Annotated in this window: 18 protein-coding genes; 12 read left to right on the top strand and 6 right to left on the bottom strand. The window is 66.1% G+C overall.

Annotated elements, in window-relative coordinates:
- Positions 1–260: 260 nt before the first annotated feature.
- Together EV292_RS18380 and EV292_RS22765 are read right to left on the bottom strand one after the other, a co-directional pair.
- Entirely contained in the window at positions 261–1,220 is a 960-nt protein-coding gene (locus EV292_RS18380; RefSeq protein ID WP_165927179.1) for a GGDEF domain-containing protein, read from the bottom strand.
- Between the two features lie 56 nt (positions 1,221–1,276).
- Positions 1,277–1,429: a hypothetical protein gene (locus EV292_RS22765; RefSeq protein ID WP_165927178.1), complete on the bottom strand. Its 153-nt coding sequence runs from the start codon at positions 1,427–1,429 to the stop codon at positions 1,277–1,279.
- Between the two features lie 63 nt (positions 1,430–1,492).
- Here EV292_RS22765 and EV292_RS18375 point away from each other — a divergent pair, with 63 nt between their 5' ends.
- Positions 1,493–1,762: an HU family DNA-binding protein gene (locus EV292_RS18375; protein ID WP_132910709.1), complete on the top strand. Its 270-nt coding sequence runs from the start codon at positions 1,493–1,495 to the stop codon at positions 1,760–1,762.
- A 48-nt stretch (positions 1,763–1,810) separates the two neighbouring features.
- Positions 1,811–2,449, top strand: coding sequence for an SOS response-associated peptidase family protein (locus EV292_RS18370; protein WP_132910708.1), 639 nt, complete (start codon positions 1,811–1,813; stop codon positions 2,447–2,449).
- A 146-nt stretch (positions 2,450–2,595) separates the two neighbouring features.
- On the opposite strand, the gene EV292_RS18365 is transcribed toward EV292_RS18370, so the two are convergent.
- The 3 genes from EV292_RS18365 to EV292_RS18355 are packed head-to-tail and all read right to left on the bottom strand — an operon-like array spanning position 2,596 to position 5,911.
- Positions 2,596–3,396, bottom strand: coding sequence for a helix-turn-helix domain-containing protein (locus EV292_RS18365; protein ID WP_165927177.1), 801 nt, complete (start codon positions 3,394–3,396; stop codon positions 2,596–2,598).
- A gap of 21 nt (positions 3,397–3,417) precedes the next feature.
- Positions 3,418–4,734 carry an NAD(P)/FAD-dependent oxidoreductase gene (locus EV292_RS18360; protein WP_132910706.1) on the bottom strand — a complete coding sequence of 439 codons (1,317 nt, stop codon included), beginning with the start codon at positions 4,732–4,734 and terminating at the stop codon, positions 3,418–3,420.
- Positions 4,735–4,762: 28 nt separating this feature from the next.
- Positions 4,763–5,911, bottom strand: a complete 1,149-nt coding sequence (locus EV292_RS18355; RefSeq protein WP_279432438.1) for an NAD(P)-dependent alcohol dehydrogenase — start codon at positions 5,909–5,911, stop codon at positions 4,763–4,765.
- Between the two features lie 154 nt (positions 5,912–6,065).
- Between EV292_RS18355 and EV292_RS18350 the strand changes: the two genes are divergently transcribed.
- The 9 genes from EV292_RS18350 (at position 6,066) to EV292_RS18310 (ending at position 14,912) form a co-directional block, all read left to right on the top strand.
- Positions 6,066–7,517 carry an aldehyde dehydrogenase gene (locus EV292_RS18350; protein ID WP_132910705.1) on the top strand — a complete coding sequence of 484 codons (1,452 nt, stop codon included), beginning with the start codon at positions 6,066–6,068 and terminating at the stop codon, positions 7,515–7,517.
- A gap of 19 nt (positions 7,518–7,536) precedes the next feature.
- Positions 7,537–8,967 carry an efflux transporter outer membrane subunit gene (locus tag EV292_RS18345; RefSeq protein WP_132910704.1) on the top strand — a complete coding sequence of 477 codons (1,431 nt, stop codon included), beginning with the start codon at positions 7,537–7,539 and terminating at the stop codon, positions 8,965–8,967.
- 17 nt (positions 8,968–8,984) lie between these two features.
- The gene (locus EV292_RS18340) at positions 8,985–10,058 is read left to right on the top strand and encodes an HlyD family secretion protein (protein ID WP_132910703.1); all 1,074 of its coding nucleotides are present in this window, start codon (positions 8,985–8,987) and stop codon (positions 10,056–10,058) included.
- Entirely contained in the window at positions 10,058–11,593 is a 1,536-nt protein-coding gene (locus tag EV292_RS18335) for an MFS transporter (protein WP_132910702.1), read from the top strand. The genes EV292_RS18340 and EV292_RS18335 overlap by 1 nt, the downstream gene beginning before the upstream one ends.
- Positions 11,594–11,605: 12 nt before the next feature.
- Complete coding sequence (locus EV292_RS18330) at positions 11,606–12,064, top strand: MarR family transcriptional regulator (RefSeq protein ID WP_132910701.1); 459 nt, start codon at positions 11,606–11,608, stop codon at positions 12,062–12,064.
- Between the two features lie 115 nt (positions 12,065–12,179).
- Positions 12,180–12,968, top strand: a complete 789-nt coding sequence (locus tag EV292_RS18325; RefSeq protein WP_132910700.1) for a class III extradiol ring-cleavage dioxygenase — start codon at positions 12,180–12,182, stop codon at positions 12,966–12,968.
- On the top strand, positions 12,965–13,582 hold the full coding sequence (locus tag EV292_RS18320) for a hypothetical protein (RefSeq protein WP_132910699.1): 618 nt from the start codon (positions 12,965–12,967) through the stop codon (positions 13,580–13,582). Before EV292_RS18325 ends, EV292_RS18320 begins: the two co-directional genes overlap by 4 nt.
- A 5-nt stretch (positions 13,583–13,587) precedes the next feature.
- Positions 13,588–14,007: a DoxX family protein gene (locus EV292_RS18315; protein ID WP_132910698.1), complete on the top strand. Its 420-nt coding sequence runs from the start codon at positions 13,588–13,590 to the stop codon at positions 14,005–14,007.
- Positions 14,007–14,912 (top strand): LysR family transcriptional regulator, encoded by a 906-nt coding sequence (locus EV292_RS18310; protein ID WP_132910697.1) that lies wholly within the window; start codon positions 14,007–14,009, stop codon positions 14,910–14,912. The genes EV292_RS18315 and EV292_RS18310 overlap by 1 nt, the downstream gene beginning before the upstream one ends.
- 30 nt (positions 14,913–14,942) lie before the next feature.
- Here EV292_RS18310 and EV292_RS18305 read toward each other — a convergent pair whose 3' ends face one another.
- Entirely contained in the window at positions 14,943–15,851 is a 909-nt protein-coding gene (locus EV292_RS18305) for a LysR substrate-binding domain-containing protein (protein WP_132910696.1), read from the bottom strand.
- 108 nt (positions 15,852–15,959) lie between these two features.
- Here EV292_RS18305 and EV292_RS18300 point away from each other — a divergent pair, with 108 nt between their 5' ends.
- The gene (locus EV292_RS18300) at positions 15,960–16,313 is read left to right on the top strand and encodes a hypothetical protein (RefSeq protein WP_132910766.1); all 354 of its coding nucleotides are present in this window, start codon (positions 15,960–15,962) and stop codon (positions 16,311–16,313) included.
- Position 16,314 lies beyond the last annotated feature (1 nt).

Genomic DNA, 16,314 nt, shown 5'->3' with positions numbered 1-16,314 from the left:
GCAGTTCACCTCCGCCTGAGAACCCCTCCTGGGCGTAGCGTCCCTGAGGGACCTCCAACTCGCCCCGTCCCCGCCGTACGGATCGATATACCAAGTTCGACCCGTTCCTGACGACTGCGGCAGTCCGGTCGCCCATGCGGCACGCAAACACCGTCCGGTCGGATGGGGAGGCTGCTACTGCAAGCAGGAGCGCCAGTAGCACCGTCACGAGCTACACTCGTCAGGGCCCGAAGGGCGACGCCCCTTGCGACCATTCATCGTCATCGCACGACCGTGACAGCGCCTTCCACGCTCACCTGATTTCCGCCGCTCCGCTTTGCGCTTCGAAGCTGCTGCCACGCCGCCTCGAGCAGCGCCCCCAATTCGCGGCCGCGGCTGGCTACGACGCCGGCAGATAGCGAGATCCGGCCAAGCGGCGCGTCGCTCTCGCGTACCTTCAACTCGCGCGCTCCGATCGCCTCGCATGCGGCTGTGACCATCTCTCCTGCGGCGCGCAGATCCATGCCTTCGATGAGAAGTGCGAAGGTGCCACCATCCCACCGGCTGACGAGATGGCTGCGGCCGTACTCGGCGAGCGCACGTGCTACGACCTTCAGCAGGCGGTCACCAACCCCCGGCGAGTGCCCGTCATTGACTTGGCGCAGCCCATCGATGTCCACGAGCGCGACGCATGTCGGGCTTCTGAGATCGCCTGCTAGCCGTTCTTGGAAGACCGTCCTGTTCGTCAGCCCTGTGAGAGGATCGTGCTTCCCCGCCGCTTGTAGCGCGGTCAGCTCGGCTCGTATTTGCCGCGCGCGGGCCGCAGCTTCAGCGAAACTCGCCTCCGCGCTCTCCGCTCGGCGCAGCATCGTGGCGAGCAATGGCCCGGCGCTAGCGCCCGGCTCGTCGAGCAGCGCTGCCGACGCGGTGACCAGCTCACGGCTGAGATCGGACGTGACAGCCATCGCATCCCCGACGACGTCGATCACGCGCATGGTGATATGATCCAGCTCGGAGGCAAGCCCCGTCCGTACAGCTGGGCGAAGCTCTTGGACCTGCTCCTCGGTGAGCCGGACACCGCCGTCGATCGCACCGTCCACCCGCTCTCGTAGCTGCTCATTGTCGCCGTTCAGGTACTCGTGGGCGAAGGCGTAATGGTCAGGGGTGTGGGCGAGACGATGCCGATCAAGGAAGACGAGAACGTCGGCTCCGCCTTGCGGCCGCTTACGTCGATCTACCATCATCACCCTCCGTCGTGATGCCGGTCCCTCCCCTCCCTGTGCGGGTAAGCTAGTGATTACAGATCTATGTTGCGATCCTTCATCGCCTTCGCGGCGAGGTCACCGATCGGACCGGTGCCACCAACCATCTCGAAAACGGCCGCGACGTCGTGATCGTCGAGCTTCGACAGCATCAACCGGATCGCACTGGCGCTCGCGTCGTCGAGCACGATCGTTGTCTCAGCGCCTGTCATCAGTATGGTCCCCGCGTTTTCTCAGGGAGTACGAATAGCATGAACGTTGGTGAGCTGGCCAAGGGCGTCGCGGCTGCGACGGGCACGAGCGAGGCGGACGCGAAGAAGACGATCACCGCGGTGTTCGACCAGATCGCGGCTGCGGCTGCGAAGGGCGAGGAGGTCTCGATCAATGGCTTCGGGAAGTTCACGGTCAAGGACCGTTCGGAGCGTGAGGGCCGCAACCCGGCGACCGGCGAGACGATGACGATCGCGGCGTCGAAGAAGGTCGCCTTCACGGCTGCCAAGGGCTTGAAGGACAAGCTCTGATGCATGGGCGCCGGTGAGGCAGCTCGCCGGCGCCGACAGGAGGCGCGGATGTGTAATCGGTATCGGCTCACGGCCAAGCAGGCCGAGGTGATGGCGACGTTCGGCATTCGGCCACCCTACGAGCCAGACGAGACGTTCCCCGTCGGCGACATCTTCCCGACGGGCAAGAAGACGCCCTTCTATGGCGCTGTCATCGTGAAGGACGGCGACGATCGCCGGCTCGAGCGCATGGAGTGGGGCGTACCGACGCAGTTGCCCAGCAAGCGCGATCCATCAGTCAAGCTGACGAAGTACGTGACCAACGTACGCAATCTCAGCTCGAGCTTCTGGCGATCCATGCTGACCACGCCGGCGCGTCGCTGCTTGGTGCCTGTTACGTCATTCTCGGAATACGGGATCGCTCCCGGTGAGGATGGCAAAAAGCCGCTGCACTGGTTCGACGTACCGAGCCGCCCCATCTTCGCCTTCGCCGGTATCTGGCGCCCCACTGAGCGCGGTAACGCTTACGGCTTTCTGACTACGGAGCCGAACGCGATTGTGGTGCCGATCCATCCTAAAGCGATGCCAGTTATCCTTCATGACGATGACTATGAGCGTTGGCTCACAGCCTCTTGGGACGAGCTCGGCGGCGTGGTCGCTCCTTACCCATCGCAGCTGATGAGAGTTTTAGCGGACGGATCTGTCTGAGACGGAAATGCGCCCCTCGCCGTGGCCACGACCCATACCCCAACTTTCAGGCCACCACACTCGCTCCACAATGCCGTCGCGCAGCGTCGGGCAAATTAGCCACGGGCGCGGAGCGAGAGTGGTCTGTGGAAGGAGGAGGCTATTCGTTATTCGCCGCCAGGCCAGCCGAGCTGCTGACCGATTTGCTGGCAGATCGCCGCCAGCTCCTCAACGGCAGCGTGGTCGACGGTTCTGACAGCGTCGGAGACTAGCATCGTTGCAACCAGCACGGGCGTTCCCTGCAGGTTGAAGATCGGGAAGGCGAATCCTTCCAGGCCAGGCATCACTGTTCCGCTTGCATGAGCCCGTCCTTCGTCGCGGATCAGCCCGCACATACGATCGAGATCGACGCGCTTCATCGGCGTGCGACGAAGTTCGGCGGAGAGAACAGGATCCGTGAGCGTCTCGGGGGCGAATGCCAGGAAGACGCGGCCAGTTGCCGAATGAAGCAGCGACAGGATCGAGCCGACTGTCAGCGACGTCGTGATGGCAGGTTGGCCGGCATACCACCGCACGATCGTCGGGCCGGAGGGTCCGAGCGCCGCAACCTGAACGGTCGCGCCGGTTCTCGCCACGAAACTGCCGATCAGCGTGTCAACCAGGCGGAAGGCATCTGTCCTCGCCAACGCGGACAGACCCAGTTTCAGGGCCGCCGGGCCGAGATCGTAGCGGCCGGTCTCGGCGTCCTGCTGCGCCATCTCACTGGCGATCAGGCTCTGAAGATAGCGGTGCACCTGCGGAGCGGCCATGCCAGCAGCCTGCGCGATTGCGCTGAGCGTCGACGGACCACCAAGCGCATTCATGACCTTTAGGACCTGCAATCCGATTTCAACCGACTGGATGCCGCGACGACGTTGGCCGGAAGGTGCTTCTGATATCTCACTCATGGCGCGGTAGTACGCGGGCAAGACGACACTTGCAGCCCCGCCTCAATGAAGTTTCAGCGGCGGGCGCACGATGCGGTTGACGTGGCCAACCGCGATCATCGCTGCGCCCCTCAGCCACCCGTGTATGGCGATCAGATGCATTCGGTAGAGCGATAGATAGATCACACGCGCCAGCCGCCCCTCGACCGCCATGCGGCCGCCGACGAGGTTGCCCATCAGCGTTCCCACAGTCGAGAAGCGACTTAGCGACACCAGTGAACCGTGATCCTTGTAGGTGAAGGCGCGCGCCACGCGGCCTGCCATCAGGCGGTTGAGATTGTCGAAACATGCATCGGCCATCTGGTGCGCGGCCTGCGCCCGCGGCGGCACGGGGCGTTCCTGCCCCGGCAAGAGGCAGAAGGCGCAATCACCGATTGCGAAGATGCGGTTGTCGCTCGCGCTCTGCAGGGTAGGCAGCACCACGACCTGCCCGGTCCGTGATGTCTCTAGCCCGTCCAGGCCGTCGCGCACCGGGGTAGCCTTGACCCCCGCCGCCCAGACCTGAAGGTCTGCCGGGATCAGCTCACCAGCCTTGGTCACCATGCCTTCGCGCGTAGAAGCCGTGATCGGCGTCGCGGTACGCACCGACACTCCCAGCGCCGTCAGTTCGCCTGCTGCCGCGGCTGCGAGTCGCTCCGGCAAGGCGGGCAGGATGCGCGGCCCCGCCTCGACGAGCGTCACATCGAGCCGCGACCGATCGAACGTTTCAAGGCCGTAATAGCCAAGCGCGTCCGCCGCGTTGAACAGCTCGGCCGCGAGCTCCACGCCGGTCGCTCCGCCTCCAACTAGCGTCACGCGGACGCGTGCGTCGCTGGCGGGATCGACCGACATGGTGCGCGATACGCGCAGGCACTGGTTTAGTAGCTGGTCACGGAAGCGATCGGCCTGCGCGCGGCTGTCAAGCACGAAGCAGTTTTCCGCCACGCCCGGGGTGCCGAAGTCGTTCGTCACCGAACCGAAGGCCAACACCAGATAGTCGTAGCGGATCGAATGAGGCGCCACGACCTCGCGCCCGTGTTCGTCGAGCACCGCGGCGAGCCGTACCTGCCGCGCGGCACGGTCGATCCCCGCCAGCTTGCCGAAGAAGTACCGGTACCCCCAGCGGTGGCAGTGGCTGCGATAGCCCACTTCATCCATGTTCGCGTCGAGCGACCCGGTCGCGACCTCGTGAAGCAGCGGCTTCCAGATGTGCGTCCGGTTGCGATCGACCAGGATTATGTCGTGGTGCTTGCGGCCATATCGCCGGCCGAGCTTGGCCGCGAGCTCGAGTCCGGCCGCGCCCCCACCGACGATGACGATCTGAGTTTTCGGTGACGTCATCGCATCCACTCCCGTGCCGCGCCGGCCTTCATGCCTTCGGAGACGCCGGGGCGATGCGCAGGATCGGCTTGATCGTCACGCCCTTTTCGCTGTCCTCGACCGCCTGGTTGATGTCGGCGAAGTCGTAGAAGCGCACCAGCTTGTCGAACGGAAAACGGCCTTGCTTGTACAGGTCGATCATCACCGGGATGAAAGTCTTGGCAACGACATCGCCCTGCACGATGCCGATGATGCGGCGCCCGGGGATCATCACGTCGTTGACGTTGAAGGCTACTTCGGTCCCCTCCTTCGTCGCGCCCACGATGCCGCACGTGCCGAAAATGCCTAGACAGTCGATCGCCTGACGCAGGACTTCGGCGCGACCGCTGCACTCCAGCGTGAAGTCCGCGCCTTTTTCAGTAATCCGCCGCACCTCGGCAACAGCGTCCTGCTCGCGGCTGTTGATCACGTGCGTGGCGCCCAGCGTCATCGCGAGCTTCAGTCGTTCCGGATTGACGTCGGCGGCGATGATCGTCGTCGCCCCGGCGACGCGGGCGGCCATGATCGCAGAGAGACCCACCGCACCGGCGCCGAACGCCACGAAGCTCGATCCAGGCTTAACCCTCAGCGCGTTCAGCACCGACCCCGCGCCGGTCTGTATTCCGCACCCGAGTGGCCCGAGCAGCTCCAGGGACACGTCCTCCGGCACGCGTACGACGTTGCGCTCGCTTGCGAGGGCGTATTCGGCGAAAGCGGACTGGCCGAAGAAGTGGTCGTGAACCGTTTCCCCTTGCGCGTCCGTGGTCGCAGCAGAGCCGTCGAGCCGACCGCCACCGAAGTTCAGTGGCCCCATGTTCTCGCAATGCGCCGGATGGCCTTCCTCGCACGTGTCGCACAACCCGCAGGACATATAGGTCATCACGACGTGATCGCCCGGCGAGACGGTGGTCACATCTGCGCCGACTGCCTCGACGATACCCGCGCCCTCATGGCCCAGCACGATCGGTAGAGGCGCCGAGAAGTCCTGGTTTCGGACGACCATGTCAGTGTGACACACGCCCGTCGCAACCAGCCGGACGAGCACCTCCGTGGGGCGCGGGGCTCCCAAGGTCACTTCTTCCAGCACGAACGGCGCGCCCTTCTCGCGCACCAACGCCGCCTTCATCCGGATGCCGTCGCTCGCCGTCGCCATCTTCATATCCGTCGCTCCGCTTGATCTCGGAGCTCGATCTAGGACCGAAATCACCGTTACGCAATGCGCAAGGCGTTTGACATTGCATAACGGAAAGCTTAGCTGCCTCCTTGTCGATGCGAGCAGTCAACGCCCGGTCGGCGTCAGATTGGAGATCATCATGGACGTTCGTCTCGTCATCGATAACGAGCACCTCGACTCGCGCACCGGTAAGGTTTTCGAACGGCTGAACCCCGTGTCCGGCAGGGTCGTGACACGCGCGGCGGCAGGCGGATTGGAAGATGCCCGGCGCTCGGCGGATTCGGCCGAAGCGGCGTTCAAGAGCTGGTCACAGAGTGGCCCCAGCGAGCGTCGTCGTATCCTGCTCGCAGCTGCCGATCGACTGGAAACGAAGAAGGACGCTTTCGTCGAGGTGATGGCGGCCGAAGTCGGCGCCTCCGCGCTGTGGAGCGTCTTCAACGTAATGGGTTCGGGCGCGCTTCTTCGCGAAGCGGCCGCGCTGGTGACGCAGATCCAGGGTGAGACGATCCCCACCGACAAGCCGGGCACGCTGTCGATGACGCTGCGCCAACCGGTGGGCGTGGTGCTGAGCATCGTGCCGTGGAATGGCCCGATCCTGCTCGCCGCGCGAGCGATCGCCTATCCAATCGCATGCGGGAATACGGTAGTCTTCCGCGGCTCGGAGGCGAGCCCGCGTACGCACGCGCTTATCGCAGAGGCCTTCTATGAGGCCGGGCTGCCGGCCGGCGTGCTGAACTTCTTCGTCAACGCGCCTGACGATGCCCCCGAGGTGATCGATGCGCTGATCTCGCATCCCGCTGTGCGGCGTGTCAATTTCACCGGCTCGACGCGCGTGGGGCGGATCATCGCCGAGAAATGCGCAACGCACCTCAAGCGATGCCTGCTCGAACTAGGCGGCAAGGCGCCGTTCGTGGTTCTCGACGATGCCGATATCGATGGCGCGGTGAACGCTGCTGCCTTCGGTGCCTTCCTGTACCAGGGGCAGATCTGCATGTCGACGGAGCGCTTCGTCGTGGATGCGGCTATCGCTGATGCGTTCACGGAGAAGTTCGTCGCCAAGGTGGCGACGCTGTCGGCGGGCGATCCGGTCAACGATCCTTCCTGCGTGATCGGGCCGCTGGTTGATGATCGTTCGGGTGCACGCATCAACGGCCTGATCGACGATGCCCTGGCGAAGGGCGCCAAACTCGCGATCGGCGGCAAAGCCGAGGGCGCCGTGATGCCGGCCACGATCGTCGATCATGTGAAGTCAGGCATGGCGATCTACGACGAAGAGACGTTCGGCCCGATCACGACGATCGTTCGGGTGAATGGCGTCGACGAGGCGATCCAGGTCGCGAATGACACCGAATACGGCCTGTCTTCCGCTGTCTTCGGTCGGGACGTCACCCGCGCGCTCGACGTCGCCCGTCGTATCGAGGCCGGTTGCGTCCACATCAACGGCGCGACGGTGCAGAACGAGGCACAGGCGCCGTACGGCGGCATGAAGAAGAGCGGCTATGGCCGTTTCGATGGGCGAGCCGTGATCGACGAGTTCACGGAGCTGAAGTGGGTGACGATCGAGCCTGCCGACCAGCCCTATCCACTCTGACACGGCACGCGCTTCTCCCATGACTCGTTCCCCAGACCCGGCTGTTGCGCACCTTCCGCGCGCGGCAGCCGGGATCCTTCTTGTTCTGGTCGCCGGATGCGCCGCCGTACCGAAGTTAGGACCGGCGCCAGTACCCGCCTCGCCCGGCAGTCTCGCCTCGGGGAAGAGCCTTGCCGCAGCCGTCGCAGAATGGCCGCATAAGGATTGGTGGAAGCGCTACGGCGATACGCAACTCGACGGGTTGATCGCCGAGGCACTCGCCCGCGCGCCGACGCTCGAGGCGGCCGCGGCGCGCGTTCGTGCCGCAGAAGCCGCGGTCGGCACTGCGCGCGCCGCGGACCTGCCGCAGCTTTCGGTCGCCGGCTCCTTTGCGGAGACCAAGGCGAGTTACTACAACGGCGTCTCCTACGCCGCCGTGCCGAAAGGCGTGAACGACGCAGCCTCGCTGCGCGCCACGCTGGACTGGAACCTTGACTTCTTCGGCCGGAATCGCGCCGCGATCGCCGCCGCTGTGTCCCAGGCCGATGCCGCACGCGCAGAGGAAGCGCAGACACGGCTGGTACTCTCCACCGGAGTGGCGGCGGCCTATGCTGACCTGCTCGGCCAGATGCGTGACCTGGATCTCGCCCGAGACACGCTTGCAGTCCGCGAACGAACCGCCGATCTGGTCGAGCGTCGCCGAACCGGCGGCCTGGAGACACTCGCGTCCTCCGCGCAGGCGACGAGCGCGCTCGAAAGTGCCAAGCAGGCCCTGGCGGCGCAGGAAGAGATGGGACAGCTCACCCGCCTCCGCATTGCGGCGCTGCTCGGTACGGGTCCTGATCGGGCGCTCGCGATCACGCGTCCGACCGATCCGCGGCTTGCCGCTTTCGGCCTACCGGCAAATTTGCCGGCCGATCTCGTCGGGCGCCGCCCTGACGTGCGTGCCGCACGATTGCGGGTGGAGGCACGCGCCGCGCAGATCCGCCAAGCGCGCGCCGGCTTCTACCCAAGTATCAACCTGTCGGCGTTTCTGGGACCGCAGGTCCTCGGCCTTGGCCAGTTCTTCAACGATGCGTCGCTGGCGGGAGGCGCCGGCCCGGCGATCAGCCTCCCGATCTTCCGAGGCGGTGCGCTGTCGGCGCAATATCGCGGTACGCGCGCGTCCTATGACGAAGCCGTTGCGAGCTACGACGACACGCTCGTACACGCACTGAGCGACGTGGCGCAGGCGGCAACCAGCCAGCGCGCACTCGCGCGGCAGCTCGCTCACGCCAACGCTGCCCGCGACGCCGCGGAGATCGCCTATCGCGCCGCCAGGGATCGCTACCGCGGCGGCCTGTCCAATTACATCGCGGTGCTGACGGCCGAGAATACGCTGATCGCGTCACGCCGCGCCGTGACTCAGCTCGAGACGCGCGCCTTCGCCCTGGATGTGGCGCTGGTGCGCGCGCTCGGCGGCGGCGCTTGAGAAACCAAGGAGACGACATGGCTACGGCCCCTGCCGACGTGCAGCGCGAGCACCGTTGGGAACGCATCATCCCGTGGATCATCCTTGCGCTGGTCCTGCTCGTTTCGGTCGTTGCGGCGACCCGCTGGGATAGCTGGACCGCCAACAGGTCCGTCCAGACCACCGACTATGCCAGCATCCAGTCCGACGTGGCGGTGATCGACGCGAAAATCTCCGGCTATGTCCGGCAGGTTGCGTTCAGCGACTTCCAGCAGGTGCGTGCGGGTGAACTCCTCGTCCAGCTCGACGATCGCGAGCAGCGCGCGGGCGTGCTGCACGCGGAGGCGGCGCTGGCACGCGCCAGGGCGGTGCTCGCCAACCTAGACAACGAGATCCCCGCCGCGCAGGCGACCATCGCGCAGGCGCAGGCGGCGGCAGCGACCAACGCAAGCAAGCTGCGCCTCGCTGGCGAGGACGATCGCCGCTTCTCCGCCCTGGCCGATACCGGTGCGGTTACCGGACAGGAGGCAGACAGCGCACGCGCCAACTTCGCCGCCGTTCAAGCCACGCAGCAGGGCAGCCTTGCGGCTGTCGAGCTGCAACGCCGCCAGCTCGACGTGCTCCGGGGCCAGCGCGCGCAACGCGAAGCGGACGTCCTCGCTGCACAGGCTGCCCTCGAGACCGCGCGCATCGCCCTGTCGTACACGCGCATCGTCGCGCCGGCAGATGGCGCGGTCGGGGGCCGCATGGTTCAGCCGGGCAGCCTGGTGAACCCGGGCGCGGCGGTGGTCAATTTCGTGCCGCGCTCCCCCCCATACGTGGTCGCGAACTATAAGGAGACGCAGCTCGCCCGTGTTCGTCCCGGGCAGATCGTGACGATCGAGGTCGACAGCTTTCCCGGCGAAGCCGTTCGGGGCCGCGTGTCTCGCCTTGCGCCGGCAAGCGGCGCGACCTTCACGACTCTGCCGGCCGACAACGCGACCGGAAATTTTACTAAGGTCACTCAGCGCGTGCCCGTGCGGATCGATCTCGACGCAGGCCAGCCGCTCGTCGCTCGGCTGCGGGCGGGCCTGTCGGTGACGACGCACATCGATACCGAGCGCGGCGCCTGATGGCGCAGGCCGCCGGCTTGTTGCGGAATGCGCTACGTGGGACGATCTCGGCGCGGCCGATCGGCGCGGTCGTGGCGGTCCTGCTTGGGGCGGTCATGACCAGCGCCTTCACCCGGTCCTTCGCGGTCGCGCTCGGCGATCTGCGCGGCACCTTCGGGCTCAGCGTGGATGAGGGGGCCTGGCTGAACACCGTCTTCAACGCGCCGCAGCTGCTGATCGCGCCGGCCATCCCGCTTGCGGTAGTGACGTTCGGCTCCCGGCGAGTGCTGCTGATCTCGGGCATGGGCTTCGCCATCACTTCTGCCTTGACCCCGCTCGCGGTCGGCACGCCGATGCTGTTCTTGCTTCATGGCCTTGATGGGCTGCTGCTCGGCTGCTTCATCCCAGCGACGCTCGCCACTGTGTTCGCCAACCTTCATCCGCGATGGTGGCTGATCGCGCTAGGCGTCTATACGGTTCGCCTGACGCTGGCGCTGCACCTAGGCGTGCCGTTGACCGGCTTCTATGTCGAGGGCGGCTGGTGGCCCGCAATCTACTGGCAGGCCTCCGCCAGCGCCGTCGTGCTCGTGCTGTTGATCCTGTTCAGCCTGCCCGAGCGTCCGGTGAACGTCGACCTCTGGCGCCGCACCAACAAGGGCGAGATCGCATTGTTCTGCGTCGGGCTAACGCTGATCTACGTCGCGCTCGATCATGGCAATCGGCTCGACTGGCTGCAGTCCGGTACCGTCGTCGTCCCGCTGATCAGCGGCATCATGCTGGTCGTCGCGGCGATCGCATGGCAGCATGTCTCGCCGTTGCCGTTCGCACATCCGCGCGCATTGGCACGCCGGAACATCGCCATACCTCTGGCGATCGTCACCTTGTACGGCATCATGAGCGTCGCAACCGCGCTCCTGATACCCAACTTCCTCGGGACCATGGCACAGCTCAAGCCGGAACAGACCGCGCATGCGCTCTGGTGGGTCAGCGCGGTGCAGTTGCTGGCGGTACCGCTGTGCATCTGGCTGCTGCGCCGCACCGACCCGCGCGTGCCGGTGGTGCTCGGGCTGCTCGCCATCCTGCTCGGTTGCTGGCTTGGCAGCCGCATCACGCATGTGTGGCGAGCGGAAGACTTCACGCCGGCGACGATTGCGCTCGGCCTGGGCAACGGCATGGTCTTTCTGGCGCTCGTCGCGATGACCATCGCCAACGCGCATCGGGACGAGATCGTCGCCATGGTCGCGTACATCCAGATCCCACGCGTCCTCGGTCCCGAGCTGGCCGCCGCAGTGATCGCCACGTTGCTTCGCAAGCGAGAGGCGATCCACTCGGCGCTTCTCGGCGGGTATCTCGACGCGCCGCGACTGGCGGCGCTCGATGTGTCGCCCGGGGGCATCGCAGCCATCGTCCGCCGCGAAGCAAACGTGCTCGCTTTTGCCGATGCCTATCGTTTCTGCTTCGGCATCGCGCTGCTGTGCCTCGCGCTGACAGCGCTCCTGCGTTCCACTCCACCCAATCCCGTGACGGCCCGCCACGCGCCGCCGCCATCGAGCTGAACGGGACGCGAGATGACAGACCCACAGGCTGGTGACGCGACGACCTTTTTCGCTCCCCCGCACCCCGGTACGCTGCTTCGATCGACCTTCCGCGCGATGGCGGATGCGGCTGAGCACCGGCTTCAGAGCGCCGGAATCAACCTCTCGCAATGGCTCGCCTTGAAGCTGATCGCGCAGCGACAGAGAGTCTGCGTCCGCGACATCAGCGACGAACTGGAGATGGATCCAGGCGCCGTTACCCGGCTGCTCGACCGGCTTGAACAGCGCGACCTTGTCCAGCGCAGCCGCAGCACGATCGACCGCCGCGTCGTCGACGTCGCGATCACACCGGGCGGAACGAAGCTAGTATGCGACGCGGAGGAAACGTTGTCAGCGCTCTGGGCGGAAGCGTTCGCCGGCTGGACAGAGACGGATCGCACGAATCTGGCGCAGCTCCTCGGACGTTTGAACGAAGCATTCCGCCCGTCCTGATCGATCGAACGACTGGCAGGGCCTCTGCGAAAACGCATAGCAGGAAACTGGAAACGGCGTATTTCTAAAGCGGTTCGCAGAGCGCATATCCTCGTCATCGCAACGAGGTGTTCTCATGCTACCTGCCCTCTTCGTCTCCCACGGCGCACCCACCTTCGCCCTAAGCGACGCGCCGGCTCGCTCCTTTCTGGAGCAGTTGGCCAGCTCGCTGGAGCGGCCGCGCGCCATCCTCGTCGTTTCCGCGCATTGGGAAACAGAGGCGCCCCGTCTGTCGGTGGATGCGGTGAATCCGACGATCCACGACTTTCACGGTTTCCCCGCTGAACTGTATGCGATCCGTTACCCGGCGCCGGGCAGCGCCTCGCTGGCGGACGATGTCGCGGCGCTGCTCGAGGGCGGCGGCCTTGATGTCGTGCGGGAGAGCGGTCGCGGGCTCGATCATGGCGCCTGGGTCCCGCTGCGCCTGATCTATCCTGCGGCCGACATCCCCGTGGTACAATTGTCGGTGCAGCCGCGGCTCGGTCCGGATTACCATTATCGCCTGGGTCAGCTTCTCGCGCCGCTGCGCCGGAGCGGTGTCCTGATCATCGGATCGGGTAGCTTCACGCACGACCTGTCCAGCTTCCGCCAGTATTACAATGCTCTCCACGCGCCAGCACCCGAATGGGTCGACCAGTTCGCCGACTGGATGGACGACCGGATCGAAGCGGGTCGCACCGAGGATCTGCTCGCCTACCGCCAGCTCGCCCCGCATGCAGCGCGCAATCACCCGACCGAAGAGCATCTTCTGCCGCTTTACGTGGCGCTGGGCGCCGGCGGCAGCGGCGAGGCGCATCATCTGCATCGCAGCACCACCCATGCGATCCTGCGGATGGATGCCTATTCCTTCGGCGACGCGGCATGAGCCGCCCGATCATCGTCGCGCTGCATGGCGTCGGATCCTCGGCGCGCGATCTTGCGGCAGCGCTGGCGCCGCTGGCGCCGATTGCAGAAGTCGTCGCACTCGACGGTTGTGAGCCGTTCGATCGCGGCCCGAGAGGCCGGCAGTGGTTCTCGATCGCGAGCGTCACGGAGGCCGACCGGCCGCGGCGGGTCGCGGGTGCCCTGCCCCGGCTGATCAATCGGCTGGACCGGCTGGCGGCAGATCGCGGCGTCGATCGACACGCGCTGACCCTTCTCGGGTTCAGCCAGGGCGCGATCATGACGCTGGCGATGGTCGCGCAGCGGCTGCATCATGGGCGTGCGATCGCGGTGGCCGGCCGGCTGGCTGCCCCCATTCTCCCGATGGAGGGTCGACCGGCGTCGGTCCTGCTCGTCCACGATCGAGACGATCCGATCATGCCGATCTCGCTGTCGCAGGATGCCGCTGCCCGTCTCGCGTCGGCGGGTAATCATGTCGCGCTGCGCGCGACTGACGAGGTCGGCCATGCCATCTCCGGCCCAACCCTGTCGGCGATCCGTGACTGGCTCGTCGCCACGCCCGCACCGCTGCTCCAATCCACTCTGATCGAAGGATGATTTCTATGGCCACTACCTACCCCGGTCGCGAGTCGACGCGCTCCGTCGCGAGCCTTGCGCCGCAACTGCTGTCGGTTCTCCGCATCGTCGTCGCCCTGCTGTTTCTCACCCACGGCCTGGTGAAGCTGTTCGGCTTCCCCACCGGGGCACAACCCGGGATGGTGCCGCTGTTCAGCGTATTCGGGTTGGCGGGAGTCCTCGAACTGATCGGCGGCGCGGCGGTCCTCCTCGGCGTCTTCACCCGCCCGATCTCGTTCATCCTTTCCGGCGAGATGGCCGTTGCCTATTTCATGGCGCACGCGCCGCAGGGTGCCTTCCCGGTGCTGAACGGCGGAGAGCTGGCCATTCTCTACTGCTTTGCCTTCCTGTATTTCGCCGCGGCCGGCTCGGGCCCCTGGAGCCTGGACGCGCGGCGTCGCGGCTGATGCTCGACTGGGACGATCTCAAGACCTTCCTCGCGATCGCCCGGCACGGCACTCTGTCGGCCGCGGCGCGCGCCCTGAAGGTCAGCCAGACGACCATGGGCCGCCGGCTCGACCATCTTCATGGTCGGGCCGGCGTCGTGCTGCTCGAACGCACGCCGACCGGATATCGCCTGACGCCCGCCGGCGCCGCGATCCTTGGCGACGTCGAGCACATGGACGGCGCGGCGCTTGCCGCGGAGCGGACGCTGACCGGCGGAGACCAGCGCCTGGCTGGGCTGGTTCGCGTAACGACGGTGGACGCGCTTGCCGCTCACGTCCTGACGCCCGGTCTAGCCGCGCTGAATGCCGATCATCCCGGGATCGTCGTCGAACTACTCACCGACAACCGCTCGCTGAGCCTCGCGCGGCGAGAGGCGGACGTGGCGGTCCGGCTCGGCCGGTTCGAAGCGCACGAGACGATCGTGCGCAAGGCGGGTGAGATGGCGTTCGGGGTCTTCGCCTCGGCCGATTACCTCCGCCGCTACGGATCGCCCGACTGGAGCGCCGGTGCGCCCGGCCATCGCATCGTGCGGGTACAGGACGATCTTCTCGCCACGCCCGACGGTCGCTGGTTCGCCGAGCGCACCGGCAAGGCCGAACCTGCACTCCTGGCCAACAGCCGCGCGGTCCAGCTGAGCGGCGTCGCCGCTGGCCTGGGGCTGGGGCATCTTCCCTGCTACCTCGCCGAGACGTGCCCGGACCTGATGCGGATCGAAGCGGGCGAAGCGGTGCGGCGGGAGATCTGGATGGGCGTTCACCGCGACACCCGGCACGCGCCGCGCATCGTCGCCGTCCAGCAAGCGGTGGTTGCCGCACTGGAAGCCAAGCGCGACGCCTTGCTCGGGACGACGTCGTCCCACACCTGATCTAGCGGTTCCCGATCTATCGCCGCGCGCTCAATCCAGCCGTCCCGCTCCGGCTTCTACGATCAGCCGGTCGACGACGTGGCGTACGCGCGGACTGAGGTGGGCGCGGCGCGGCCAGACGGCATGCACCTCGACCGGAACCGTCGATACATCGGTCAGCACAGCCTCGAGTGACGTGTCCGCCAGCCGCGATCGCACCATCGAGCGTGGCACCTGGCACAGGCCAAGGCCAGCTGCTGCCGCTTCGACCATCGCTTCGCCGTCGCTGATCTGGTGAGTCGCTGGCGGCAGAAAGCGTCGCACCTGGCCCTCCTCCCGGACAACCCAGGCAAGCGGTGGACCCTTGGGCGAGCCAACCACACAATCATGGTCGCGCACGGCGGCGACCGTCGTCGGGCGGCCCCTGCGATCGAGATAGCGCGGCGCAGCGCAGATCACACGATCCTGATTGACCAGATGGCGGGCGACGAGATGACTGCTGTCCTTCAGCTCGCCGAAGCGGATAGCAAGATCGACATCTTCCTGCAGCAGATCGCTGGTTGCGTCGGTGAAGGTGAGGGCGAGCTCTATACCTGGATGCTGGTGCACGATGTCCGTCAGGATCGGCAGCAGGGTGTGCCGACCGAACGCCACCGGCATATCGATCCGCAGCCGGCCGCGGAGGATACGACCCGTGGACGACAGGGCGGCCTGAGCGGCGGCGATGTCGTCAATCGCGCCGGCGCATGCCGCGAGATACGCTTCTCCGTCCGCCGTCAGCCGGGTCAGTCGGGTCGTGCGATGAAACAGCTTGGTTCCAAGCCGTGCCTCCAGGCGGGCGATCGACTTGCCCACCGCCGACTTGGTGATCCCCAGCCGCTCGCCCGCAAGGGTGAAGCTGCCGACGCGCGCGGCGGTCACGAATACCGACACGCCCGCCAACGGATCATGCTCTGTCATGGTATCCTTTTGCTCTACCTGGAATTGCCCGTTCGGTACTTTATCGCGCTGACGGCTACCGTAAATAGGGTGTCGCGACGCAGTCGCGCGATGTTGTTGGAGATACCTGTGCAGGACGAAATCTATTCGATCTATCACCTGACGATCGACCCCGCGAACTTCGACGCCTTCAAGTCGCTGGTTGACATGATCGTCGAGGCGACGTCGAAGGAAGAGGACACGACGACTTACGAATACGTCGTCAACGCCGACCGCACTGTGGTGCACATCGTGGAGCGGTACCGCACGAGCGGGCTGCTGCCGCACGTGCAGCAGACCTTCAGCCCCTTCGCCGAGCGCTTCCTGGCGCTGGCCAAGATCGATCGCCTGTTCGTCTACGGCGAGACCACCCCTGAAATTCGCGCCGTGCTCGACGGCTTCGGCGCCGAATATCTAACGCCGTTCGCCGGCTTCACGCGCTGAG

The sequence above is a fragment of the Sphingomonas sp. BK235 genome, assembly GCF_004345855.1.
GTDB lineage: Bacteria > Pseudomonadota > Alphaproteobacteria > Sphingomonadales > Sphingomonadaceae > Sphingomonas.
The sequence above is the reverse complement of the archived record's forward strand: the minus strand, read 5'-3'. Positions and strand labels throughout refer to the sequence as shown.